Raw genomic sequence first — 25,131 nt, 5'->3', positions numbered from 1 at the left:
GGACAGGACCTAGGACCAGCCGCCCGTGAAGTGGATGACGTCGCCGGTGAGGAAGTCGGCGGACCCGCTGCCGAGGAAGACGACCAGGTCGCCGATCTCCTCGGCCGTGCCGAGCCGGCCGGCCGGCAGGAGGTCGCGGAGCCGGGCCCGGCCCTCGTCCGTCTCCCACACCTCCGGCGGGTAGTAGGTCTCGCTCTGGAGGAAGTTGGGGGCGACGGCGTGCACGGTGACGCCGTGCGGGGCGAGTTCGCGGGCCGCGGCCCGCGCGTAGGCGGAGGCACCGGCGCGCAGCGAGCTGTACGCCGAGAACCCCGTCTCCGGCCGGACCGGGGCCGCGGAGGTCATCAGCACGATGTGACCGCTCCCGCGGCGCTTCATGTGCGCGGCGGCCTTGGCGAGGACCGCCGCCGGGGTCACGAGCAGGGCCTCCGCCGCCCGCCGCAGCTCCGCCGGGTCGGCCTGCTCCACCGGCAGGTAGCGGGCCGGGTAGACGTCGTTGCTGACGACCAGGTCGAGCCGGCCATACCGCTTGACGGCCTGCCCGACCGCGCCGGTCGCGGTCCTGGCCGGGCAGGCCACCGCGCCGTCCCGGCCGTCCTCGAACGCGGTCCGCGCGGCCTCGTCGAGAAAGGACTCGTCGTGGCAGAGCACGGTGTAGCCGGCCTTGCGCAGGGCCTCGACGGAGCCGGGCCCGGCGTAGCGCGTCGCGTGGGTGACCACCGCGACGCGCTCCGCCGTGTCCGGGCGCGTGGTCGCTTCCGCGCTCACGCGCCACCGCCGATGAACTCCCGGAGCATCGCGTAGATCTCCTGGTCCGGGATCAGGATGTCGTGATGGGTGCCGGACTCCCGTTCCGCGACCGTCACCTCGCCCGGTACGAGCCCGCCGAAGTGGTGCGCCGTCTCGGGGTGGGTCATCCGGTCCGTACGGCTGGTGGCGATGAGCACCCGCTGCCGCAGGCGGCGGGCCGCCTGGTTCGCGTCGTACGCCATGAGCGCGTAGTTCTGCTTGGCGTACCGGTGGAACAGCTCCTCGTCGCCGTACGGGTAGAGGATGAACGGCGCGAGCCTCGGTTCTACGCCGAACAGCATGTTCGGGTCGAGGAAGAGGTTCAGCGTCTCGCGGGCCCGGCCGGGGCCGGACGCGGCCCCGGCGAGCACGCTCTGGAACTGCTTCTGGAACGGGGTGCGCATGACCCCCTCGCCGAAGTTCAGGTCCGGGTGGAGCACGGTCAGCGTCTCCACCCGGTCGCCGAACTCGGCGGCCGCGGCGAGCGCCACGGGGGCGCCGCCGCAGATCCCGATCAGATGCGCCCGGGTCAGGCCGTACGCGGTGAGGAGGGCGCCGACGAGGTCGATCTCCTCGGCGAAGTCCCCCTCCGGGGTGTCCAGGGAGCGCCACTCGCCGAACAGGTAGGGGTTCTCGTAGGTGATCACGAGCCGGTCCGCCGACAGCTCCTCCAGCCAGGGCCGGAACAGTGTGGCCGGCACCCCGGACGGCAGGATCAGGACGATCGCCTCCGCACCGGCCGGCCCCGCCGAGAAGGAGTCGAAGGCGGGCACGCCCTCGGCCTCGATCCGGCGGCGGCCGGGGAGGGCGGCGAGCCCGGCGAGGCCCGCCGCGCCGCCGGCCGGGTCCCCCGAGCGGTCGGCGACCGGCTGCCAGCCGCCCAGTTCCAGGTCGCAGAAGTTGCTCAGCGCCACTTCCAGGCTGGAGGGCTGCTCCGGGGCCGGCCAGACGAACCGGGGCACCGTCAGGCCGTACGAGGCGCCGATGCCGGCCAGGACCTCGTTGCACCGTTCGACGTCCTCCGGGGCGAAGCCCTCGCCGTCCCGGCCCGCGGCCGGGAACACGCGCAGCGTCTCGCGGGCCGATCCCAGCAGGGGCTGGCAGAGCTCCAGCACATCGACCACGCTCAGGGTCTTCGTGGTCATCTCAGAACTTTTTCCCGCGCGTGGTCTCGGTGACCATGCGGTTGGACGGGTTGTTGTTGGTGCCGCTGACCAGGACGCTGCCGTAGCGCTCCAGGCTGATGCGGCCGCCGTACTCCTCGATGTGGTCGCTGCCGGGGTAGACGGAGACCGAGGAGGGGACGTAGCGGGAGGCGAAGCCCATGCGCATCTCGTCGGTCAGGCCGTCGTGCGGGTGGGAGGCGTGCATCAGCGTGGACCAGAAGATGATGAACTGGCCCGGCTCCATGATCTGCGAGACGGCGGAGTCCTCGTCCGGCTTCCAGTCCGGGTCGACCTGGAGCTGGCGGTAGTCGTAGCCGAAGAAGCCGCGGCGGACACCGTCCTTGTCGACCCCGTTGATCGAGTTGGGGTCGTAGTGCATCCGCTTGGTCTCGTCGTAGTTCATCTGCTGGTGCGTACCGGGGATGAACTGCAGGCAGCCGTTCTCCACCTTCGCCTCGGTGAAGGCGGACCAGACGGTGATCGTGCCGCCGAACTCGGCGTTGTCCGGCCACAGGATCTGCGGGGTGCCCGACGCGTTGGCGAAGGTGTCCGCCTGGTGCCAGTCGGTGCCCTCGTCGCCGGGGTGCTTGGGGAAGAACTCCGTACGCCAGCAGATGACGTCCGGGCCGAGGATGGAGGCAACCCGGTCGACGATCTCCCGCTTGCCGACGTGCGCGGCGAGGAAGTCGTTGTCGAGGTGGCGGTCGTAGTTGGAGATGTTGGTGGCGCCGGACAGCTCGTCGTCCGGGTAGACGGCGTGGCTGCGGTCGAGCATCCGCAGCCGGGTCTTGCGCCAGATCTCGCGCATCTCGTCGGGCTGGTAGAGCGTGAAGGGGCCGATGAACCCCTGCCGGTGGAAGGTGGCGAGCTCTTCCTCGGAGAGGGCGAACGACTGCTGTGCCTGCTGGGCTTCCGTGGTCATGTCCTGCGCTCCTAGCGGGAGGTGGCGGCGAGCTGGTTCTTGACGGCGGCGGCGAGGGCGGCGATGTTCGCGCCTTCGGCGAGCGTGCCGACGTTGAGGCTGAGACCGAATCGGTCGTTGACGACGCTGAGCATGTGGATCAGCGAGAACGACGTGCCGCCGAGGTCGAAGAACTCGTCGGTGTCCTTGATGCCGTCGGTGCCGAGCACCTCCGACCAGATCGCGCGCAGCTTGTCCTCGACGGAGGCCCCCTCGGTCTCGCCCTGCGACGCCTCGGCGAGCTTCAGCTCCAGCCGCTTGCGCAGCACGCCCTCGTCGAGCTTCCCGTTGACCGTGACCGGGAGTTCGTCGAGCGGGAGGTAGGCCGAGGGCGCCATGTAGGCGGGCAGCGCGGCGGCGACGGCGTCCTTGAGCTCGGCGACCAGCCGCTCCGGCGCCGCCGTGGTCACGGGGTACGCGACCAGGCGCGGGTCGCCCTCGCCGAAGTCGGCGGCGATGACGACGACGTCCCGGACGGCGGGGTGCCGGCTGAGGACGGCCTCGATCTCACCGGGCTCGACGCGGTAGCCGCGGACCTTCAGCTGGCGGTCGGCGCGGCCGGTGTAGGCGAACGTGCCGGGGGCGGTCTGGACGCCGCGGTCGCCGGAGTCGTACCAGCGCAGGGTGGTCCCCTCGGCGTCGGTGCGCTCGACGAACCGCTGGGCGGTGAGCTCGGGGTGGTTCAGATAGCCGCGGGCGACACCGGCGCCGGCGACGTGGATGACGCCCTCCTCGCCGAGCGGCAGGGAGCGCCCCTGCTCGTCGAGGATGTCGACGCGCAGGTCGGCGATGGGCTCGCCGATCGGGCTGGGGCCCTCACCGGCCAGGTCGGCGGCGGCGATCCGCTTCCACGTGACGTGCACGGTGGTCTCGGTGATGCCGTACATGTTGATCAGCGCGGGCGCGTCGAAGCCGTGCCGGTCGGTCCACGGCGTCAGGGCGCGGTAGTCCAGCCGCTCACCGCCGAAGACGACGTACCGCAGGCTGAGCGCCGCGGTGGCCGGGTCGGCGGCGTGGGCGTCGAGGTCCGCGTTGACGAGGTTGCGGAAGGCCGACGGCGTCTGGTTGAGCACCGTCACCCGCTCGCGGCGCAGCAGCGCGTGGAACGCCCCCGGGTCGCGGGCGGTGTCGTGGTCGACGACGACCAGGCGGCCGCCGTGCAGCAGCGCGCCCCAGATCTCCCAGACGGAGAAGTCGAAGGCCGCGGAGTGGAAGGCGGTCCAGACGTCGTTCTCGTCGAAGCCGAAGACCGGCGCGGTGGCGGTGAAGAGCCGGACCGCGTTGCGGTGCTCGATCATGACGCCCTTGGGCTCACCGGTGGAGCCCGAGGTGAAGATCGTGTACGCGAGGCTCGACGGGTCCGCGGCCTGGTGGCCGTCCGGGATGCCGGCGTCGACACCGTCGCCGTCGGGCAGCCCGTCCACGAGGACGACGCGCTGTCCGGTCACCAGACCGGCCGTCGCGCCGCTCGCGACGACGACACCGGCGTCGCACGCGGCGAGGACGAAGTCACGGCGGTCGGCGGGGTAGGCGGGGTCGACCGGGACGTATCCGGCGCCGGCCTTGAGGATGCCGAGCAGACCGACGACGAGGTCGGTTCCGCGCTCCACGCAGAGCCCGACCCTCCGGTCCCGCCCGGCGCCGGCCGCCCGCAGCGCACGGGCCAGCCGATCGGCGCGGGCGTCGAGCTCGCCGTAGGTCAGCCGGGTCCGGCCATCGGTGACGGCCACGGATTCCGGGAATCGCGCGGCGATCCGCTCGAAGTTTTCGTGCAGGGTGAGCGAATCATCGAGCGATTCGCTGGAAATCGCACCAGGATTCATAGACGTGGAGCCTTTCCCAGTCATGGAGCAGGGGTTTCAGGGATTCGCGGGATTCGCGGGATTCGCATGCTTCTCGGAATTCGTGGCACTCTCGGCGGCACCTTCCGCCGTCCGCCTTCATGAATGTGTCAGCCGCTCCAGGGGCCCTTCAAGGGAATCTCCTGGCACCAAGGTGCAGTGGCTGCAAGTGGCCAGCGCCGGGGAGTGGGGCGTCGACGACGGCGGCCGCGAGGGGCCGGGGTCGGGGCGCACCGGCGGCCGTGGAGGGCCTTCCTCAGGGCACCACGGCGTCCACGACGCACACGATCCCGTGGCAGAGCCCGAGGTCCCGGCCCTCCTGGGGCACCCTCAGCTCGACCCGTACCCGCTCGACCGGAGGCCGCAACAGGAACTGGACGGCCGCGAGGACGCTCGTGCCGGCCTCGGGCGCGGAGGCGGCGGAGACGAAGACGACGGAACGCCGGTCGGTCTCGGGCGGCTTGGGCAGATAGACGTGCTCCACCTGGCAGCTGGATACCTGGGGGACCACTCTGGCCAGATCATCGGGATCGATGCGCGCGACCCCGAATTCATCGGGTGGGACATCGAGATGGATGGCGTACATGGCAGAGAGAATCCCAGCCGTCCGGCGGGGTTCGTCGGCACACTCAGGGCAGGTTGATGCCATGGCAGGAAAGGGCCCGCCGGTATTCGGCGAGCCCTTGGCGGGATCGTGCGACGAACGTCAGAGCCAGCCGGCCCGCTCCGCGAGCACACCGGCCTCGAACCGGCTGCGCGCGCCGAGGCGGGCCGAGATGGCCGACATCATCCGGCGGGCGGTACGCAGGGAGAGACCCAGCTTCTTGGCTGCCACCTCGTCGGTGTGCCCCTTCTGCAACAGCCGGAGCAACTCGATCTCCTGCTCGGAGGGCGCGTCGACGGCCGGCCGGGAGTCGCCGTGCAGCGGGGTGGCGCGCTCCCAGACCATCTCGAACAGCGCGAGGAGCGCGGTCACCACACCGGGGGCGCGCAGGATCACCGCACCGGCGCGGGTGTCGTCGGGGCTGACCGGCAGCAGCGCCACCGACCGGTCGGCGAGGAGCATGCGCAGCGGCAGCGAGGGCATCGTGCGTATCTCGCCGCCGAGTTCGGAGAGCCAGCGGGCGTACTCGGTGGTGGCCCGGCAGTTGCGCACGCTGTCGAGATAGATGGTCCGCAGCTTCACCCCGGCGGACAGGCTCTGCTCGTCGAGCGGGCGGCTGGCCTCCAGCGCCTCGGGGCTCTGGGCGCCGCCGGGCATGAAGGCGAGGATCTCGGAGCCGGCGTGCCGGGCGAGTTCGGACAGCCGGGCCCGCACCTCGTTGACGCCTTCGAGCTGTTCGAGGCCGACGTTGCCGTGCCGGGCGCGCTGCGAGGCGTACATCGCGGTGAGTTCGGCGGTGGCCGCCCGTATCGTCGCCAACTCCAGCTGCTGGGAATGAATTTCGGTTTCCCGGCGGTGAATGTACGCGGCGAGACCGACTTCGGGACTGATCGGGGCGACATCCGTCGCGTCCTTTGTCGGATAGAGCATCGAGAGCTCGGCCAGCCGGTCCAGGCACACCCGGACCGCGGCTTCTTCGACGTCCAGCTCCTTGGCGATCTCCGCGAGTCCCCAGCCGGGTTCGGTGATCACCAGGCGGTAGACGTCGACGCAGATCTCGTCCTGTCCGATCAGCGCCGCGAGCGACGAGAGATCCGTGCCCGCGCGCGTCTCGCGGCACGGATCGGCGAAGCCCCCCATGTAACCCATCCTCACCCAATGGATCGATCCTCGGCCGAATCCTTTGCCCGCCCCGTAGTATTCAGCGCCGGATGGTCGATTCCGGTACGGAGTTCAGGGCGCCCTTTCGGGTGATTGACGTTACAGGACGGGAGCTGAAAAGGGGACCGTGCCGAATCGTGGTTTCAAACGGCCGGGACAGGGGAAACCCGGGCGGAATGATGAAGGCCGAACAAACTGGTCGGGAACGGCATAGGGCGCCGCGACCGCGCGGTTCCCGCGATCACCGCATCGCCGTGCCCACGTCCCCGAGAGTTTCGTCGACGGCCCCTTCGACGGCCCCTTCCGCGCCCCCTTCGAGCGCGTCCGGGTCTCCCCCACCGAGGACGCGCCCCGACCGGTGTTCCGGGCCGGTGTCCTGATCCGGGTCTTCCACGAGGTCCGGGCGCCTGCCGTCGCCGGTGCGGCGAGACGGCCGAAAAACAGCCGGGACTCCGCGACGGACGCGCCCCGTCCCCCCGTAGAGCGGGTGACGGATGCCGCGCCGGTCCTCGGTGCGGCGGTGGGAGCCGGGAGGGGTCCGGGGCATGGCGAGACGGGTCGCAGGACGGATACGCAGGGGTGTCGCGGGGACGGCGGCCGCGGCGGTGGCCGTGGCGGTGCTGACCGCCTCGCAGCCACCGAGCCCCGTGGCACAGGAGGTCACCGGACAGCCGGACGCCGCCCCTCCGGGGGATGCGTACTACTACACCGCGCTGCCGCCGCTGTCGGTGCGCGGCGCCCTGCCGCCTCGGCGTCCGGCCCCGGCCGTCGCCGTCGAGACGGGTGGCGGTGCCGTTCCGGCCACCGTCCTCGACGCGTACCGGAGGGCGGAGGCGGCCGTCGCGCGGAGCACCCCGCGCTGCGCCCTGCGCTGGCAGCTGCTCGCCGCGATCGGCCAGGTGGAGTCCGCCCAGGCGCGGGGCGGCAGGGTGGACCAGAGCGGTACCACCTACGCGCCCATCCGCGGCCCGCGGCTCGACGGCGACGGGTTCGCCACCATCCACGACACCGACGACGGCGCGTACGACGGCGACACCTCGTACGACCGGGCGGTCGGCCCCATGCAGTTCATCCCCTCCACCTGGGCCCGGTGGGGCGCCGACGGGAACGGCGACGGCGGCGCCGACCCCCACAACGTCTACGACGCGGCCCTCGCGGCCGGCCGCTACCTCTGCGCGGGCGGACGCGTCCTCTCCGATCCGGACGACCTCGACCGCGCCGTCCTCTCCTACAACCGGTCGCGGGAGTACCTCCGCACCGTCCGGTCCTGGTACGCGTACTTCCTGGACGGCCACGTCCCGGACGGATCGGGCTGGGGCGGCCGGTACGGGGACGGCCCGGGTGAAGCCGGCGACGCGGGCCCGGTGGAGGCGGCCCCGTCCGGCGCCGCGCCCGGCCGGCCGGTCGGCTCGCGTCCGCGTACCGGTACCTCGCCCTCCGTCGCACCCGCCCCTCCGGCCACCGCCAAGCCCAAGCCCGCGCCCACGCCCAGCCGTTCACCCGAGCCCTCACCGACCCCCTCGTTCACGCCCCCACCTGCGGTCACCACCCCCGGCACCGGTGTCGGGCTGCCGGACGGCCCCGTCCTCCCGGCCCCCGGACCACTCACCCCGTAACGGTGCGGACTCACTCCGGCTCCACCCCTCCACAACTCCGGATACCGGGCGGTAATGTCGCCGCCGCCCTGCAGTCCGGTGTGAGCGTGAAGGGGCCCTCATGGCGACGGACCTACATCCTGGGTGGCAGCACCTGTGGAGCCATCGCGAGCAGCTGCTCAAGGTGGCGCGCCGGAGATCCTTGAGCACCGAGGACGCCGAGGACGCCGTCCAGGAGGCGATGCTGCGCGCCGCGGAGAACCCGCACCTCGACCTCGACGACCCTCGGCTGGGGGCGTGGCTGACGACGGTGACCATGCGCCTGTGCGTCGACCGGTACCGGCAGGTCAACCGCGAGGCCGAGGTGCGGCGGATCCCGAGGCTCGTCGCCCCCGGCCCGGTCCCCGTCGACGAGGCGGTGTGCGACCGGGCGGAGGCGAAGTGGCTGGCCTTCCGGAGCCGGGAGCTGCCCGCCCGCCAGGCCGAGGCGCTCCGCCTGAAAGCCCAGGACCGGGATGTCGGTCAGGTCGCCCAGGAGATGGGGCTCAGCTACGAGGCGGTCGAGTCGCTGCTCGCCAGGGCCCGGCGCACGCTGCGCAACTCGCTGGCGGGCACGCTGGCGCTCGCCCTGTGGCTGTGCGGGCGCGGCCGGACCCAGGCGGGCGGGAACGCCCAGATGGCGGTCGCGGCCTCCACGGCGGCGACGCTCGCCGTGGTGGGTCTGACCCTGCCCTTCACCTACGAGTACGAGCCGGACCGCTCGGGGCCCCCTCCGCGAGGGGTCACGTCGGTGGCGGTGGACCCGGTGGAGGCCGAAAGGGCCGAGGAGACGGCGGGCCGGGCCGGCGCTGCCCCGTCCGCGTCCCCCTCGCCCGGCCGTCCGGCGCCGGCGAGCGCGAAGCCGTCGCCCTCCGGCCTCGCCTCGGTGCTGCCTGAGGTGTTCGCCACCGAGGTGCCGGTGCCGCGGGTCCCCGTCCCCGACCTGCCCGTGCCGGCGGTCCCGGCGGTCCCGGCTCCCCAGGTGCCCCAGGTGCCGCAGGTCGAGGCGCCCGACCTGCCCGACGTGCCCGTGGTCGAGGCGCCCGAAGTGCCCGACGTGCCCCGTGTGCCCCTGTCCGACGCTCTCTCGGTCGTGACCGGCCGCCCCTCGGGCGACGGTCCGGTTTCCGCCCCGTAAAAAATCTTCGCCTTTCCGCGACGGACGCGCCGCCCCTCCCCGTAGAGCAGGTGTCGGAGCTGCTCCCCGCTGAAGGGTGAACCGGATGGGTGTCGAGATCTGTGTGGAAGGGTTGACCAAATCCTTCGGCCACCAGGTCATCTGGCAGGACGTCTCGCTGACGCTGCCCGCCGGCGAGGTGTCCGTCATGCTCGGCCCCTCGGGCACGGGCAAGTCGGTGTTCCTCAAAACGCTCGTCGGCCTGCTGAAGCCGGACCGGGGATCGATCACGATCGCGGGCCAGGACATCACGCGGCTGCGCGAGCGCGACCTCTACGAGGTGCGCAAGCTCTTCGGCGTGCTGTTCCAGGACGGCGCCCTGTTCGGGTCGATGAACCTGTACGACAACATCGCCTTCCCGCTGCGCGAGCACACCCGTAAGCCGGAGGGCGAGGTCCGCCGGATCGTCCTCGAGAAGATGGACATGGTCGGTCTGATCGGGGCCGAGGAGAAGCTGCCCGGCGAGATATCCGGCGGCATGCGCAAACGGGCCGGTCTCGCCCGGGCGCTGGTGCTCGACCCGGAGATCATCCTCTTCGACGAGCCCGACTCGGGACTCGACCCGGTGCGGGTGGCCTATCTCAACCAGCTCATCGTGGATCTGAACGCGCAGATCGACGCGACCTTCCTGATCGTCACTCACGACATCGCCTCCGCCCGGCAGGTCCCGGACAACATCGGGCTGCTCTTCCGGCGCGAACTCGTGATGTTCGGCCCTCGCGAAGAGCTGCTCGCCAGCGACGAGCCGGTCGTACGGCAGTTCCTCAACGGCCGCATGCAGGGGCCGATCGGCATGGCGGAGGAGAAGGACGCCGCCCAGGTCGAGCAGGAGCTGGCCCAGCTCGACGCCGGGGACCACCGCGGCCCCGCGGGCGGCAAGGGAGCGTCCGGAGCGGGCATCACCCCCCGCCTGCTGCCCAGCCCCGGAGTCACCCGGCCGCCCCGGTGGCAGGCGATCGCCGCACGCGAGGACAGGCGGGAGGTGGCGGACGCGTGAGCCTGTCACCGACCGGGGCGCTCCGGCACACCGGAAGCCTCTTCGCCATGGCCCTGGACGTCCTGCGGACGCTTCCGCGACGCCCCTTCCAGGTGCGGGAGTTCATCCAGCAGGCGTGGTTCGTCGCCAGCGTCACCATCCTGCCCACCGCCCTGGTCTCCATCCCCTTCGGAGCCGTCATCGCGCTCCAGATCGGCAGCCTGACCCGGCAGCTCGGCGCCCAGTCGTTCGCCGGCGCCGCCTCCGTGCTCGCCGTGCTGCGGGAGGCGTCCCCCATCGTCACGGCCCTGCTCATCGCGGGCGCCGGAGGCACCGCGATCTGCGCGGACCTCGGGGCGCGCAAGATCCGCGAGGAGATCGACGCCATGCAGGTGCTCGGGATCGACCCGATCCACCGGCTCGTCGTGCCCCGGGTACTTGCCACGATGCTCGTGGCGGTGCTGCTCAACGGTCTTGTCTCGGTGGTCGGGGTGGCGGGCGGCTACTTCTTCAACGTCGTCCTGCAGAACGGCACACCCGGCGCGTACCTCGCCTCCTTCACCACGCTCGCCCAGCTGTCCGACCTGTGGGCGGCCGAACTGAAGGCGCTGGTCTTCGGCGCGATCGCCGCGATCGTCGCCTCGTACAAGGGGCTCACCGCGAAGGGCGGCCCCAAGGGAGTCGGCGACGCCGTGAACCAGTCCGTGGTCATCACCTTCATGTTGCTCTTCGTGACCAACTTCGTGCTGACGGCGGTCTACTTCCAACTCGTTCCGCAGAGGGGTTAGCGATGGCTCTGCCGAACCGGCTCAACCCACTCGGCGGCGCCGGGCGGCTCCTGGAGGAGCTCGGCCGCCAGATGTCGTTCTACGGGCGCTCCCTCGCCTGGACCGGTCGCACCCTGCGCCGCTACAAGAAGGAGGTGCTGCGCCTGCTGGCCGAGGTGAGCTTCGGCCGCGGCGCGCTGGCCGTCGTCGGCGGCACCGTCGGCGTCATCGCCTTCCTCTCCTTCTTCACCGGCACCGAGGTCGGACTCCAGGGGTACGCCGCGCTCAACCAGCTCGGCACGTCCAACTTCGTGGCGTTCCTGTCCGCCTACTTCAACACCCGCGAGATCGCCCCGCTGGTGGCCGGGCTCGCCCTGTCCGCCACGGTCGGCGCGGGCTTCACCGCCCAGCTCGGCGCGATGCGGATCAGCGAGGAGACAGACGCCCTCGAGGTGATGGGCGTCCCGTCGCTGCCCTTCCTGGTCACCACCCGGATGATCGCCGGCTTCGTCGCGGTCGTCCCGCTGTACGTGGTCGGGCTGCTCTCCTCCTACTTCGCCGCCCGGACCATCACCACCGGCTACTACGGGCAGTCCGCCGGCACCTACGACCACTACTTCCAGCAGTACCTGCCCCCCGTCGACGTGCTGTGGTCCTTCGGCAAGGTGATCGTCTTCGCCGTCGTGATCATCCTGGTCCACTGCTACTACGGCTACCACGCGAGCGGCGGCCCCGCCGGAGTCGGTGTCGCGGTCGGCCGCGGGGTGCGGACCTCCATCGTCGCCATCAACATCCTCGACTTCTTCCTCAGCCTGGCGATCTGGGGCGCGAACACGACCGTACGGATAGCGGGGTAAGGCCATGCGTCCACCGACTCTGTCCCCGACCGCCCGGCTGCGGGTGTACGGCATCGTCTTCCTCGCCGTGATCGCGCTCCTGCTGTCGCTGACCGTCGCCGTCTACCAGCAGGTGTTCACCCCGGTCGTCCGGGTCACCCTGGAGGCCGACACCCTGGGCAACCAGCTGGAGCCGCGCGCGGACGTCAAACTGCGCGGCCTGCTGGTCGGCGAGGTCCGCGAGGTCCGGGCCGACGGCGAGAAGGCGGTGCTCTCCCTCGCCCTCAAGCCGGAGCACGTCACCCTCATCCCCGCCGACGTCCACGCCCGGCTGCTGCCCAAGACCCTCTTCGGCGAGAAGTACGTCGAGCTGGTCCCGCCGCGCGCCCCGTCGTCACGGCACATCGCCGCCGGTGACGTCATCACCCAGGACCGCACCACCGTCGGCATCGAGCTCCAGCGGCTGATGAACGACCTGCTGCCGCTGCTGCGCACGGTGCAGCCGGCCAAGCTGAACGCCACCCTGTCCGCGTTCGCCACCGCGCTCGAAGGACGCGGCGACCGGATCGGCGACAACCTCGTACGCGTGGAGGAGTACCTCCGCCGGCTCAATCCGCACATGCCGTCCCTGCGGGAGGACATCTCCCGGTTCGCCGACGTGGCCGAGGTGTACGCCGACGCCGCACCCGACCTGATGCGGATCCTGGACAACACCCTCACCACCAGCCGGACCCTGGTCGAGAAGGAGGCCCGGCTCGCGTCGGCCCTGACCTGGACCGCCACCGCCGCGGGCACCACGGAGGGATTCCTCGACGACAACGCCGACCGGCTGATCACCCTGGGCCGGGTCTCCCGTCCCACGCTCGCCCTGTTCGCCCGCTACTCCCCCGAGTACCCCTGTCTGCTCTCCGGCCTGGTCCGGCAGGAGGCGGCCGCCGAAGAGACCTTCAGGGGCGGGCAGATGCGCATCACCCTCGAGTTCGTACGCCCACGGCCCCCCTACCACCCCGGCGAGGAACCGCGCTATGCCGACCGCTCCGGCCCCGACTGCAGAGACCTGCCCCACCCGCGCGTACCCGCGCCGCACCCCAAGCTCGACGACGGCACATCGCCCGCGTCCGGGGAGACCCTCTCCGGCACGGCGGCCGAACAGCGCGCCGTCGCCACGCTCGTGGCCCCGGTCATGGGCGTGCCGGCCGCCGACGTCCCCGCGGTCGCGACGCTGCTCTTCGGACCGATGGCACGGGGAACGGCGGTGAGCGTCGCATGAGCGCGAGGACGAGCGCACGCGCGACGGCGCCCCAGCTGGTCAAGTTCAGCCTCTTCACCGTGGTGACCGTGCTGGCCACGGCGGTGCTCGCCGCCACCATCGTCAACGTCTCCTTCACACCCCAGGACACGTACACGGCGGTGTTCAGCGACGTCACCAGCCTGGAGGAGGGCGACGACATCCGGGTCGCGGGAGTGCGCGTCGGCGAGGTCGAGTCCATCCGCATCACCGAGCGGACGCTGGCCGAGGTCACCTTCAGCGTCTCCCGCGACCGGCCGCTGCTCACCAGCACCGGCGCCGTCATCCGCTACCGGTCCCTGGTCGGACAGCGGTACATCGCGCTGACGGAAGGCGCGGGGAACGGGACGCGGCTGCCCCCCGGCGGACGGATCCCGCTCTCCCGCACCGAGCCGGCGCTCGACCTCAACGCGCTGCTGAACGGCTTCAAGCCGCTGTTCGCCGCATTGAGCCCGAAGGACGTGAACCAGCTGGCCACCGAGATCATCAAGACCCTGCAGGGCGAGGGCGGCACGGTGAACAGCCTGCTCGCGCACACCGCCTCGCTCACCACGACCCTCGCCGACCGCGACAAGCTGATCGGTTCGGTGATCACCAATCTCAACACCGTGCTGGCGACCGTGAACAAGCGCAGCACCCGCTTCTCCGATCTCCTCGCGCAGCTGCAACGGGTGATCTCGGGGCTCTCGGCCGACCGCAAGCCCATCGGTGACTCGCTGGCGGGGATCAACGGCCTCGCGGAGGCCACGTCCGGCCTGCTCAAGGACGCCCGGCCGCCGCTGAAGGCCGACATCGCCGAGCTGTCGAAGCTCACCGGAACGCTGAAGGACAACGAGAAGACCGTGGAAGGCGTCCTGCGGCGACTGCCGAACAAACTGAACAAGCTGACCGGCACCGCGTCCTACGGCTCCTGGTTCAACTTCTACCTGTGCGACTTCGACGGCCGGATCGTGCTGCCGAAGACGGGCGAGGTCATCACACCCGAACTCCATGTCGCGCGGGCGAGGTGCGCCGGATGATCCCCTTCCGCGAACGCAATCCCGTGGTCATCGGCGCCGTCGGCCTCACCATGGTCGTCGCGCTGATCGCCACGGCGTTCAACGCCGACAGCCTGCCGCTGATCGGGAACGGCGAGGAGTACAGCGCGGCGCTCTCCGAGTCGGGCGGTCTCAAGTCCGGCGACGAGGTCCGTATCGCCGGGGTGAAGGTCGGCAAGGTGGACGACGTCGACCTCGACGGCGACCACGTCAAGGTGACCTTCCGGATCAAGGGGGACCCGGAACTCGGCAAGGAGACCGGCGCGGCCGTCCGGATCAAGACGATCCTGGGCGCGAAGTACCTGGCGCTTGAGCCGAAGGGCCCCGGCCGGCTGGAGCCGGGCAGCGAGATCCCGCTGAGCCGCACCGTGGCGGCGTACGACGTGGTGGAGGCGTTCAGCGATCTGACCACGACCACCGAGCAGATCGACACGGAGCGGCTGGCCACCGCCCTGGACACCATCTCCACCACCTTCGAGGACTCGCCCCCCGAGGTCCGGGCCTCCATCCAGGGCCTGTCGAGGATCTCCACGACCGTGGCCTCCCGCGACAAGGCGCTGCGTGAACTCCTCGACCACGCCAACGGCGTCACCGGTGTGCTCGCCGAGCGGACGGGCGAGTTCACCACGCTGGTCAAGGACGGCGACAAGCTGTTCAAGGAGATCACCCGGCGGCGTGACGTCATCCGGGCGCTGCTCAAGAGCTCGGTCGCCCTGGGCATCCAGCTCTCCGGACTCGTACGGGACAACCGCGAGGAGATCGGGCCCGCCCTCAGCAACCTGAACGCGGTGGTCCGACTGCTGGAACGCAACCAGGCGAGCCTGGACCGCAGCGTCAAGCTGATGGCGCCCTTCGCCCGGGTCTTCACCAACACCCTCGGGAACGGCCGCTGGTTCGACAGCTACATCCAGAACCTGGTCGCGCCGGTCCCGGTGACTCCTCGCACGGGAGGCTCACGATGAAGCGGATCGCGATGAAGCGGCTCACGACGAAGGGGCTCACGACGAACCGGCGGGTCGTCCGCCGGCTGGCACTGCTCACCGCGCTGGCGGCCGTCGCCACCACGCTCGCCGTCGTGTACTGGCCGCAGTCGCCCACCGTCCGGGTCACCGCGTACTTCCCGCGCACGGTCGGCGTCTACCCCGGCTCCGACGTCCGTGTCCTCGGCGTCCGGATCGGCCAGGTCACCAGGATCACGCCGCAGGGCGACCGGGTGCGCGTGGAGCTGGAGTACGAAGGCGAACGCAAGGTCCCGGCGGACGCCAAGGCCGCCATCATCAACTCCTCGGTGGTCAGCGACCGTTACCTCCAGCTGCTGCCCGTCTACCGCGGCGGTCCCGCGCTGCGCGACGGCGACGTCATCCCCGAGCACCGGACGGCGGTACCGGTCGAACTGGACCGCGTCTTCGACAGCCTCCGTACCACCGCGGACGCACTGGGCCCGCGCGGTGCCAACAAGGACGGGTCGCTGTCCCGGCTCCTCGCCGTCGGAGCGGACAACCTCCAGGGCCAGGGCGCTCAGCTGCACCGGACGGTGGAGAACCTCTCGCAGGCCGTCACCACCCTGTCCGACGGCCGGCAGGACCTGTTCGGGACCGTACGGAACCTCCAGGTGTTCACGGCCGCGCTGGCGGCGGACGACGCGAGCGTCCGGGCGTTCAACGACAGCCTGGCCGCCGTGGCCGGGCAACTGGCCGGCGAACGCAAGGACCTCGCGGCGGCGATCAAGCACCTGGCCGTCGCACTGGCCGATGTGGCCGACTTCGTGAAGAAGAACAAGAAGGCGCTGACCGCCGACGTGAAGGGGCTCGCCAAGGTGACGAAGGTACTGGTCACCCAGCGCGCCGCGCTGGAGGAACTGCTCGAGGTCGCCCCCGCCGGGCTCTCCAACCTGCAGAACGCCTACAACCCGGGGTCCGGCACCCTCGACACCCGCAACAACCCCGACCACCCCCAGGATCCGGCCTCCCTGCTCTGCTCCATTCTCCGGACGACGGGCGAGAAGGCCGACTGCGGGGACCTGAAGAAGCTGTTCGACTCCCTGCCGGAGCTGCCCGCCGCGGGCGCGGTCCCCGCGGGCGCCGCCGCCTCGGGCACGGGCTCGGTCGACAGGACGCTCGGCGGAATCCTGGAGGCCCGTGCATGAGCACGCACACGACGCGTCGGGCGGTCGTCTGGGCGGCCGCCGGTTCGCTGCTGCTGACCGGCTGTTCCTTCAACGGGCTGTACGACGTGCAGCTGCCCGGCGGGGCCGCCGCCGACGGCGACGCCTACCGGGTCACGGTCGAGTTCAGGGATGTCCTCGATCTCGTGCCCCAGTCCACGGTGAAGGTGAACAACGTCACCGTCGGAGCCGTCGAGAAGATCGAACTCGTCGGCTGGCACGCCCGGGTGCGGCTGCGCGTCTCCGACTCGGTCGAACTGCCCGGGAACGCCGTCGCCGAGTTGCGGCAGACGAGCATGCTCGGCGAGAAGTACGTCGCCCTGTCGGCACCGGCGGACGGCGCGCCCGTGGGCCGGCTCACCGACGGCGCGAAGATCCCGCTCTCCCGCAGCGGCCGCAACCCCGAGATCGAAGAGGTGCTGTCGGCGCTCTCCGCCCTGCTCAACGGCGGCGGTGTGGCCCAGCTCAAGACGATCTCCATGGAGCTGAACAAGGCCCTGGAGGGCCGCGAGAACCGGGTCAAGTCGCTGCTCACCGAGTTGGACACCTTCATCGGCGGTCTCGACAAGCAGCGCGCCGACATCGTCCGCGCGCTGGCGGGCCTCGACAAGCTGGCCACGACGCTCGCCAAGGAGAAGGCCACGATCGACCGGGCCCTCACGACCGTGCCGCCCGCGCTGAAGGTCCTGGCCGACCAGCGCACGAAGCTGACCGCGATGCTCACCTCCCTGTCGGAGCTGGGCAGGACCGGCACGCGCGTGATCAACGCGTCGCGCGACGACGTGCTCGCCAACCTGCGGAGCCTGCGGCCGATCCTGGAGCAGCTGAACAAGGCCGGCGCCGATCTGCCCAACTCCCTGGAGCTGCTGACCACCTACCCGTTCCCGCGCAACGCCGTGGACGCCATCAAGGGCGACTACGTCAACCTCAAGGTCACCGCCGACCTCGATCTGCGCGGTATGTACGGCAACCTCACGGACGATCCCGCCGAGCCGCCGAAGCCCGGAGCTCCCCAGGTGCCCGGCGCGCCCACGCTCCCGGGCACCCCCGGCCTGCCCGGCACCCCCGAACTGCCGGGCACGCCCGGTCTGCCGACGACACCCGTCCCCTCGCCGACGGTCCCTCCGAACGGGCCGGGGGGCGGGACGGGCGACGGCGGCGTGCTCTGCCCGCCGGTGTGCACCGGCAGCCACGCCTCGTACGGCGGGAGCCACACCTCGCACGGCGGCGGGGACGACCGGCGCGGCGTGAACCTGCCGCTCGCGGAACTGATGCTGAAGGGGATGCGGCTGTGATCACCCGTACGGTCAAGGCCCAACTGATCGCCTTCTCGCTGGTCACCGCTGTCGGGGTCTCCTACGTCGGCGCCGAGTACACCGGTCTCGCCGACAGCCTCCTGGACCGCGGCTACACCGTACGGGCGGACCTCGCCGACTCCGGCGGGATCTACTCGGGCGCCGAGGTCACCTACCGCGGGGTCCCCGTGGGCCGGGTGGGCGATCTGCGGCTGGGGGGCTCCGACGGCGTCTCGGTCGCCCTCCACATCGAGGACGGCACCCGCATCCCGGCCGACGCCCTGGCGGTGGTGGCGAACCGTTCCGCCGTGGGCGAGCAGTACGTGGACCTGCAGCCGCGCGCCGACCGCGGGCCCTACCTCCGGGACGGCGGCGCCATAGCCCGCCGGAACACCCGGGTGCCGGTGCCCACCACCGATCTGATCCTCAGCCTGGACCGGCTCGTGAACTCCGTGGACAAGAAGGACCTGCGGGTCACGGTCGACGAGCTCGGCGAGGCGTTCGCCGGCACGGGCCCGCATCTGACCCGGCTGGTGGACTCGGGCAACGCCCTGGTGGAGTCGGCTTCGGACTCGCTCCCCCAGACGATCCGGCTGATCGAGGACTCGCGGACGGTCCTGAGGACGCAGGCCGACAAGGGCTCGGCCATCGCGTCGTTCTCCCGCGACCTGGCGGATCTGACCGCCCAGTTGAAGGCCTCCGACGGCGATCTGCGGGCCCTCATCGACCACGGCACACCCGCCGCGCAGGAGCTGGACTCGCTGCTGAAGGCCAACCAGACGCACCTGCCCGTCCTCCTCGGAAACCTGATCAGCGGTGGTCAGATCACCGTCGCCCGGCTGCCCGGTGTGGAGCAGATGCTGGTGACCTTCCCGGTCGTGGTCGCCGGCAGCTACACCGTGATTCCCGGTGACGGCACCACCCACTTCGGGATGGTGGTCAACGCCGACGACCCGCCGGCCTGCCGGCAGGGCTACGACACCCGGCGCCGCGACCCCGCCGACACCAGCGACCGCCCGGCGAACACCCGGGCCCGCTGCACCGCCCCGCGCGGCAGTGAGACCTCCGTCCGCGGCGCCCAGAACGCACCGGGCGCGCAGGGGCGGCCGGCCGGCCGGGGATCGCACGTCACGGCCTACGACCCCGACACCGGAGCCGCGTACGGCCCGGACGGAACGCCCGTCGAGATCGGCTCGACGGGCGGAGCACGGAACGCGTTCGGAAAGGACTCATGGCAATGGCTGCTCGTGGGACCCATGGCATGACCCGCGTCCTCCTGAGGAGCGTGGCGGTGTGGGCGGCGCGTCACGGAAGGGCGCTCACCGCCGGCCTCGCCGTCGCGGCCACCGTCCTGACGGCCACGTCCCTGTGGCTGGGCCACCAGCTGTACGAACGCCGGGAGACGGAGCGGCGGCACCAGGACATCCTGGCCGCGGCCCGCCAGTCGGCGCTCAACTTCACCTCGCTCGACTACCGGCACTACGCCCGTGACAGCCAGAACGTGCTGAACGGCGCGACCGGGGAGTTCAAGAAGCAGTTCGCGGCGCAGACCGCGGAGCTGACGAAGCTCGTCGCCGCCAACAAGTCGGTCTCCGAGGGGCAGGTGCTCGACGCGGGCATCGCCCGGGCGGACGAACGCACCGCCCGCGTCCTGGTGGTGACCGACAGCAAGGTGAGCAACGTGTCCGCCCCGGAGGGCACCGCCCGCAACTACCGGCTTCAGCTGGACCTGGTGTTCGAGGGTGGCCGGTGGCTGACCTCCAACGTCGAGTTCGTCGGCTGAACCCGCCCCACCCGTACCACCCGTACCACCCGTAAGGAGAAACGTCGTGGCGAACCAGCCCGTCCGAGTCGCGGCGGCCGCCCGCGCCGCCGCCAAGCGCGCCGAGAAGGCCCGCCGCGCCGAGTCGCCCGAAGCCGTCGCGTCCCCCACGCCGCCGGTTCCGGTGTCCGACGCGGAGGAGACCGAGAGGCCGGAGGCCGTCGAGGACCCCGAGCCGGACGAGCGCGCGGAGGCCGTCGAGGACCCCGGGACGGACGAGCGCGCGGAGGCCGTCGAGGTCGGCGGTGGCACCCCGTCACGCCGACGGCGCGGCCGCCTCGTCGCGATCCTCGCGCTCCTCGTCGTCGTGGGCCTGACCGCGACCACCCTCCTCGGCCTGCGGTACCGGGAGGCGGTCCGGACGGATCAGGCCCGTACGAGCGCGGCCGCGGCGGCGCGCACAGCGGCCCCCGTGATCCTGTCGTACGACTACCGCCACCTGGACCGCGACTTCGCCGCGGCGCGCGGCCATCTCACCGGTTCGTTCCTCGACGAGTACGAGAAGACGACCACGGCCGTGGTCGCGCCGACGGCCAAGAAGTACCAGGGCGTGGTCAAGGCGAGCGTGGCCGGGCCGCCGGGCGACGGCGCGGCACCGGCCGTTTCGGTGGTCTCCGCGTCGCCGGACGAGGCCGTCGTCCTGCTCTTCATGAACCAGGTCACCGACAGCACCCAGGTCTCCGGCCCCCGCGTCGACCTCAACCGCGTCCGGATGACCCTGGCCCGCACGCCCCAGGGCTGGAAGGTGAGCGCCGTCGACGCCCTGTGATGTCGCCGGCACGGCGACAGACGTTTCCACTCCGTCAAGTTCTGCTTCCCCCTAGAGACAAAATAATGACCACTATTTATTATTCAGTGGGGAGAGGGGATAAGTGTCGGTAGCGCTTGCGCCCGGCGCGGTCCCCCGTCATGTGCCATACGGAGGGGGACAGTATGGATCTGAAGGTGCTGGGCGTGTTCGCCGTCAAGGAGGGCGGGACGCCCATCGTGCCCGTCGCGGCTCCGGCCAGACGGATGCTCGCCCTGCTCACGGCGTTCGCGAACCAGGTCGTTCCGACGGCCGTCGTGGTGCAGGAGCTCTGGCCCGACGGCCCGCCGGCCCACGCGCTGGACATGGTCGAGACCTATGTCCGGCAACTGCGCGAACTCATCGACACCGCGCTGCGCGCCGGTCGCGAGGAGCCGGGCACCGACTCCCGTCCGGTGGCCCGGTCCGCCCGGGACGTCCTGGTCTCGCTGCCCGGCGGCTTTCGGCTCGACACCGGCGGGGGCAGCTCCGACGTCTGCGCTTTCCACCGCGCGGTGGGCGCCGGTTACCGGGCCATGGAGCTGGAGGACCTGGAGACGGCGGCCGAACGGCTGGGGCAGGCCCTGGCGCTGTGGACCGCCGACGCGTACACCGAGGTCGCGGCCGGACCGCAGCTCCGGGCCCACATCACGCGCCTGGAGCAGTCCCGCGTCCAGGCGCTCGACCAGTGGATCGAGGCACAGCTCAGGCTCGGCCGCCGCCGCGAGCTGTACGCCGGGCTGCCCGGGTTCCTCGCCAGGTTCAGCGGTCCGCAGCCCGCGTACGAGAGGCTGTTGGCGGAGCTGGAACACGGCCCGGACCCTGTTCACGTACTCGAGGACTGCAAGAGGCTGCTCCGGGGCACCCGGCAGCGCCGGGAACCCGCGGTCGGCCGCGTCAGGACCCTTCTGCGCACCGCCCGTCCGGTCGGCATCGAGCGGCCGCGGCCGGCCAGGACCGCCCTCGCGATCGGCGGCGTCGGCGTCGGCGGCTGAGCCGGGCCGGGCGGCTGAGCCGGGCCCGGCGGGGTGTGTCCGGCACACCACACCCTCGCCGCGGGTGGTGCCCCGCCCACCGGCTCCGGGCATAACCGCAGGTCACCGGTTGACTGGTGGATCACGGGCGAACTAGCTTCCGCTGAGGGGTAGACAGACTTTCGACGGGGGCCTGCGCAGATGACGGATGCCGAGACCAGAGACGCCGACCTGATGCTCGTCCTGGAGCTTCTCGCCGAACAGGCGCCACCCGAACGGTTCGACGAGTTGTTACAGCGTGCGCGGCGCGACGGCGCTGCGGAGCCGGACGTGGCCCGCCTGGAGCAGGCCGTGCATCTGGCCCGGCACGTGTACGACTGGCAGGGCCGGCGGCGCCGGCGCGAGGACGGCCTGGCCGACCTGGTCGACACCGCCCGCGACCTGACGTCCCCTCATGACCTCGAAGCACTGCTGCGCGTGGTCACCAGGCGGGTCAAGCGGCTGCTCAACTTCGACATGACATCGGTCGCCCTCCTCGACCCGGAGGGCGGCCTTCGCGTGCGGGCCGCGGACGGCTCGACCACCGCGCTCGTCGCCGGCCAGGAGGTCCCCGCCGGGCACGGCCTCGGACACCAGAGCCTGGAGGTCCGGGCACCGCTGTGGACGGCGGACTACCTCAACGACGACAGCCTCACCCACAACGCCAGCGTCGACGAGGTGGTCCGGGCCGAAGGGCTGCACGCGATCATGGCCGTGCCGATGTGCCGGGGGGACGAGGCCGTCGGCGTCCTCTACGGATCGGCCCGCACGGTCCGCCACTTCAGCCCCGACGAGATCGGGCTGGTCTGCTCGCTGGCGGCGCTCGCCGCCGTCGCCATCGAGCGGGCCGAACGCCTCGAACAAGCCTGGGGCGAGGTCGGCCAGCTCGAACTGGACAGCTTCCGCACGCGCACCAGCCTGGTGCGGTTGCAGCAGCTCAACGAGGCGCACAGCCGCGCCCTCGGCATGCTGCTCGCCGGTGCCGATCTGACCACCGTGGCGGCGGCGGCCGGCAGCGCGCTGGACGCGGCGCTGCAACTGCGCGACCCGGGCGGCCGGGTCCTCGCCGCCAGCGGCGACCTCGGTGACCAGGACGAGGCCGCCCTGGCGGAGGCGGTGCTGGACGCCCACGCCCATCTGCGCCCCGTCGTCACCGCCCAGGGCACCTGGGTCACCCCGGTGGTCGCCGGCGCGGAGGATCTGGGCGCGCTGCTGCTGCGGCCGACGACGGCTCTGGTGGGCGAGGACGAGGGCCTGTTGCAGCTGACGGCACAGACCTTCGCGATCCAGCTGCTGCTGCGGCGGAGCACCGACGTGGCCGAAGGACCCGTACGCGACGACCTGTTCGAGGAGCTCCTCGCGGCCGATCCGCGGATCGGCCGCCAGACGCACCATCTCACCCACCGGGCCGGCAGCCTCGGCATCGACCTGGAGGCGCCGCACGTCCTGGTCGTGGCCCATCCCGAGGGGGGCGAGCAGGGCCGTGCGGTGGTGTGGGCCTCCTCCTACGCGCACCGACTGTCCGGGCTCAAGACGGTGCACAGCGGCCGCATCCTGCTGCTCCTGCCGGGCACGGACGCCTCGGCCGCCGCCCGCGCCGTCGCCGACGAACTGACGCCGGTGCTCGGCCATCCGGTGTCCGTGGGCGCGGCGGGGCCGGGCCGGGCCGCGGCCGCGATCGCCCCCCTGTACCGGGAGGCGATGCGCTGCCTGGACGCGCTGACCGCGCTGGGCGGCGCGGGCGGCGCCGCCGCCGCGAAGGACCTGGGCTTCCTCGGCCTCCTGCTGTCCGACAGCCATGACGTGGAGGGTTACGTCCGGTCCGCGATCGGTCCCGTCCTCGACTACGACCGGGACCGGCTCACGGACCTCACCGACACCCTGGAGGCGTACTTCGCGTCCGGGGGCAGTCCGCGCGGCGCCGCCGCCGTACTCGACGTCCACCCCAACACCGTCTCCCGTCGGCTGGACCGGATCGGCGACCTCCTGGGCGACGAGTGGCAGCAGCCGGCCAGGACCCTGGAGGTGCAGCTGGCGCTGCGGCTGCACCGCTCCCGGGAGGCCCTGCGCGGGCAGCGCCGGTCCGGGCCGGGCCCTCAGGCCGAGGCGAGTTCGAGCGGCCGGCCCGTGGCGTAGCCGTCCGCGGCCCGGGACAGCACGACCGCCGCGTGCGCCACGGAGGCGAGCGTGGTGTGCCGGTGCCAGCCGCGGAAGGACCGGCCGACGTAGTCCCGCAGTCCCGCCTCCTCGCCGACGTGCGCGAAGTCGGCGTCGACCCTGCGGGTCAGCCGGGTGAGGCGCAGCAGCGGTCCCGCGGCCGGGTGCGCCATGCCGGTGAGCCAGAGGGCGGAGGGCGGGCGGCTCGGGTCGTCCCACTCCCCGAGCAGGGCGAGCCGTCGTCGCGGGCCGGCGGACGGTTCGGGGAACTCCACGGGGACCAGAGCGGCGAGGGAGACCCGCGAGGCGTGCCCGGCGGCCGGGTCCCGCCAGCGCACGGGGGCGCGCGTCCCCTTGACCGACTCGACGATCCGCTGGGCCGACAGGGAGCCGCGCCGGAATCCGGGCATGGCGCGGTCCGCGACGGACAGCCGGCAGGAGCCGCTGATCCGGGCGAGGAAGGGGACGTTCGCCGCGGCGAGCCGGGCCACCGACGCGGTGGCGTCGCCGCACCGCAGATCGATCAGGACCGGCCGCCGGGGGGCGCCCCAGCGCCGTACGGTCTCCAGCGCGGCCGCCACGGCGCACTCCTGCGGGCTCTCCGCCTCGGCTCCGTGCGGAACCTCCGCACGGTCACGGCGCTCCCGGTCGTTGACCCACTGCTCGGACAGGTGCAGGCGCCAGTCGACGGGTGCGCTCAGCTCCGGCGAGGCGAGCCAAACGCCGGACGCCTGCTGGCCGCGGAACATGTGGCCCAGGTTGGGGGCGAACCGCCGGTCCACGCCGACCGAGTGCTCGCCCGCCTTCGGTATCTCCATCTGGCGTACGACCCAGGCCTGGGGAGCGGCCGTCCGCTCCAGGTGGGAGGCGAGGGCGAGGCGGAGCGGCCGCCAGTCCCAGGTGGAGCTGGCGATGAAGTGGTGCAGGCTCTGTTCCGTGGCCGGACCGCCCAGCTGGAGGGCGATGTTGCGGACGGATTTGCGTCCTCGGGCGGTGAGCAGTCCGTGCAGGTACCGCTCTGCCTTGAGCCGCTGGTCCTTCCTTCGGAACGAGGAGAACAAGGTGTCGCGGAGTTCGGCGAGGACGTGGTCGGACGCGGCGCTGCCGGTGGGGATTCCGACCTGGTGGGGCACGGTCAGGCGGTGGGCGAGGTCTCCGTTGCCAGTTGTGTTCACGACACTCCAGTCGTGGTGGGGGCGACTACGGTCACCCCTCACCCTGGCGTCGCGGACGGGGGAGGACGAGGTGCTCAGGCCACCCACTTGTGACCATCCGTGCACCCTTGGCCACAGGTTGGTCGTGGGCTCGGTCCGGTCAGCGGATCTGGAGGTGGTCGAGGTACGACCGGACGTTGCGGCGGGTCTCCGGGACGCTGTCGCCACCGAACTTCTCCACCACCGCGTCCGCCAGGACCAGCGCGACCATCGCCTCCGCGACGATCCCGGCAGCCGGGACCGCGCACACGTCGGAGCGCTGGTGGTGCGCCTGGGCGGCCTCACCCGTGACGACATCGACGGTGGCCAGGGCGCGCGGAACGGTCGCGATCGGCTTCATCGCCGCACGCACCCGCAGCAGCTCACCGGTGGTCAGACCACCCTCCGTACCACCCGAGCGGCCCGACGTGCGCTTGATGCCCTCGGGCGTCGAGACGATCTC

Annotated in this window: 23 protein-coding genes; 15 read left to right on the top strand and 8 right to left on the bottom strand. The window is 71.9% G+C overall.

What is annotated here, in order from left to right; translation table 11 throughout:
* Positions 1 to 9: 9 nt before the first annotated feature.
* The 6 genes from ACWDX6_RS27260 to ACWDX6_RS27235 all read right to left on the bottom strand — a co-directional run bounded on the left by ACWDX6_RS27260 (position 10) and on the right by ACWDX6_RS27235 (position 6,501).
* Positions 10 to 768 (bottom strand): SDR family oxidoreductase, encoded by a 759-nt coding sequence (locus ACWDX6_RS27260; RefSeq protein ID WP_451487534.1) that lies wholly within the window; start codon positions 766 to 768, stop codon positions 10 to 12.
* Positions 765 to 1,934, bottom strand: coding sequence for an alpha/beta fold hydrolase (locus ACWDX6_RS27255; protein WP_451487533.1), 1,170 nt, complete (start codon positions 1,932 to 1,934; stop codon positions 765 to 767). Before ACWDX6_RS27255 ends, ACWDX6_RS27260 begins: the two co-directional genes overlap by 4 nt.
* Position 1,935: 1 nt before the next feature.
* A complete protein-coding gene (locus ACWDX6_RS27250) occupies positions 1,936 to 2,877 on the bottom strand; it encodes a chlorinating enzyme (RefSeq protein WP_451487532.1) in 942 nt (313 codons plus the stop codon).
* An 11-nt stretch (positions 2,878 to 2,888) separates the two neighbouring features.
* On the bottom strand, positions 2,889 to 4,739 hold the full coding sequence (locus ACWDX6_RS27245) for an amino acid adenylation domain-containing protein (RefSeq protein ID WP_451487531.1): 1,851 nt from the start codon (positions 4,737 to 4,739) through the stop codon (positions 2,889 to 2,891).
* A gap of 274 nt (positions 4,740 to 5,013) precedes the next feature.
* A complete protein-coding gene (locus ACWDX6_RS27240) occupies positions 5,014 to 5,343 on the bottom strand; it encodes a hypothetical protein (protein ID WP_451487530.1) in 330 nt (109 codons plus the stop codon).
* A gap of 120 nt (positions 5,344 to 5,463) precedes the next feature.
* On the bottom strand, positions 5,464 to 6,501 hold the full coding sequence (locus tag ACWDX6_RS27235; RefSeq protein WP_451487529.1) for a helix-turn-helix transcriptional regulator: 1,038 nt from the start codon (positions 6,499 to 6,501) through the stop codon (positions 5,464 to 5,466).
* 566 nt (positions 6,502 to 7,067) lie between these two features.
* On the opposite strand from ACWDX6_RS27235, the gene ACWDX6_RS27230 reads away from it, so the two are divergent.
* The 15 genes from ACWDX6_RS27230 to ACWDX6_RS27160 all read left to right on the top strand — a co-directional run bounded on the left by ACWDX6_RS27230 (position 7,068) and on the right by ACWDX6_RS27160 (position 23,454).
* Positions 7,068 to 8,138, top strand: a complete 1,071-nt coding sequence (locus ACWDX6_RS27230; protein ID WP_451487528.1) for a lytic transglycosylase domain-containing protein — start codon at positions 7,068 to 7,070, stop codon at positions 8,136 to 8,138.
* A gap of 100 nt (positions 8,139 to 8,238) precedes the next feature.
* Positions 8,239 to 9,294 carry a sigma-70 family RNA polymerase sigma factor gene (locus tag ACWDX6_RS27225; protein WP_451487527.1) on the top strand — a complete coding sequence of 352 codons (1,056 nt, stop codon included), beginning with the start codon at positions 8,239 to 8,241 and terminating at the stop codon, positions 9,292 to 9,294.
* A gap of 85 nt (positions 9,295 to 9,379) precedes the next feature.
* A complete protein-coding gene (locus tag ACWDX6_RS27220) occupies positions 9,380 to 10,330 on the top strand; it encodes an ABC transporter ATP-binding protein (RefSeq protein ID WP_451487526.1) in 951 nt (316 codons plus the stop codon).
* Complete coding sequence (locus tag ACWDX6_RS27215) at positions 10,327 to 11,097, top strand: MlaE family ABC transporter permease (protein ID WP_356888410.1); 771 nt, start codon at positions 10,327 to 10,329, stop codon at positions 11,095 to 11,097. Before ACWDX6_RS27220 ends, ACWDX6_RS27215 begins: the two co-directional genes overlap by 4 nt.
* A 2-nt stretch (positions 11,098 to 11,099) precedes the next feature.
* A complete protein-coding gene (locus tag ACWDX6_RS27210; RefSeq protein WP_451487525.1) occupies positions 11,100 to 11,933 on the top strand; it encodes an MlaE family ABC transporter permease in 834 nt (277 codons plus the stop codon).
* A 4-nt stretch (positions 11,934 to 11,937) separates the two neighbouring features.
* Positions 11,938 to 13,182, top strand: a complete 1,245-nt coding sequence (locus ACWDX6_RS27205) for an MCE family protein (RefSeq protein ID WP_451487524.1) — start codon at positions 11,938 to 11,940, stop codon at positions 13,180 to 13,182.
* Positions 13,179 to 14,219, top strand: coding sequence for an MCE family protein (locus tag ACWDX6_RS27200; RefSeq protein ID WP_451487523.1), 1,041 nt, complete (start codon positions 13,179 to 13,181; stop codon positions 14,217 to 14,219). Before ACWDX6_RS27205 ends, ACWDX6_RS27200 begins: the two co-directional genes overlap by 4 nt.
* On the top strand, positions 14,216 to 15,199 hold the full coding sequence (locus ACWDX6_RS27195; RefSeq protein ID WP_451487522.1) for an MCE family protein: 984 nt from the start codon (positions 14,216 to 14,218) through the stop codon (positions 15,197 to 15,199). Before ACWDX6_RS27200 ends, ACWDX6_RS27195 begins: the two co-directional genes overlap by 4 nt.
* Positions 15,200 to 15,210: 11 nt before the next feature.
* A complete protein-coding gene (locus ACWDX6_RS27190; RefSeq protein WP_451487547.1) occupies positions 15,211 to 16,383 on the top strand; it encodes an MCE family protein in 1,173 nt (390 codons plus the stop codon).
* Complete coding sequence (locus ACWDX6_RS27185; protein WP_451487521.1) at positions 16,380 to 17,696, top strand: MCE family protein; 1,317 nt, start codon at positions 16,380 to 16,382, stop codon at positions 17,694 to 17,696. Before ACWDX6_RS27190 ends, ACWDX6_RS27185 begins: the two co-directional genes overlap by 4 nt.
* Positions 17,693 to 18,961, top strand: a complete 1,269-nt coding sequence (locus ACWDX6_RS27180; protein WP_451487520.1) for an MCE family protein — start codon at positions 17,693 to 17,695, stop codon at positions 18,959 to 18,961. Before ACWDX6_RS27185 ends, ACWDX6_RS27180 begins: the two co-directional genes overlap by 4 nt.
* Positions 18,958 to 19,479, top strand: a complete 522-nt coding sequence (locus ACWDX6_RS27175; RefSeq protein WP_451487519.1) for a hypothetical protein — start codon at positions 18,958 to 18,960, stop codon at positions 19,477 to 19,479. Before ACWDX6_RS27180 ends, ACWDX6_RS27175 begins: the two co-directional genes overlap by 4 nt.
* 46 nt (positions 19,480 to 19,525) lie before the next feature.
* Complete coding sequence (locus ACWDX6_RS27170; protein ID WP_451487518.1) at positions 19,526 to 20,287, top strand: hypothetical protein; 762 nt, start codon at positions 19,526 to 19,528, stop codon at positions 20,285 to 20,287.
* 164 nt (positions 20,288 to 20,451) lie between these two features.
* Complete coding sequence (locus ACWDX6_RS27165; RefSeq protein ID WP_451487517.1) at positions 20,452 to 21,300, top strand: AfsR/SARP family transcriptional regulator; 849 nt, start codon at positions 20,452 to 20,454, stop codon at positions 21,298 to 21,300.
* Positions 21,301 to 21,480: 180 nt separating this feature from the next.
* A complete protein-coding gene (locus ACWDX6_RS27160; protein WP_451487516.1) occupies positions 21,481 to 23,454 on the top strand; it encodes a helix-turn-helix domain-containing protein in 1,974 nt (657 codons plus the stop codon).
* Here ACWDX6_RS27160 and ACWDX6_RS27155 read toward each other — a convergent pair.
* Complete coding sequence (locus ACWDX6_RS27155) at positions 23,415 to 24,608, bottom strand: IS701 family transposase (RefSeq protein WP_451487546.1); 1,194 nt, start codon at positions 24,606 to 24,608, stop codon at positions 23,415 to 23,417. The genes ACWDX6_RS27160 and ACWDX6_RS27155 overlap by 40 nt on opposite strands.
* A gap of 181 nt (positions 24,609 to 24,789) precedes the next feature.
* Positions 24,790 to 25,131 (bottom strand): chorismate synthase (locus tag ACWDX6_RS27150; RefSeq protein WP_451487515.1); only part of this gene is annotated, 342 nt, incomplete at its 5' end.

The sequence above is a fragment of the Streptomyces sp. NPDC003027 genome (assembly GCF_053591435.1).
This window is presented reverse-complemented; position numbering and strand designations above follow the sequence as displayed.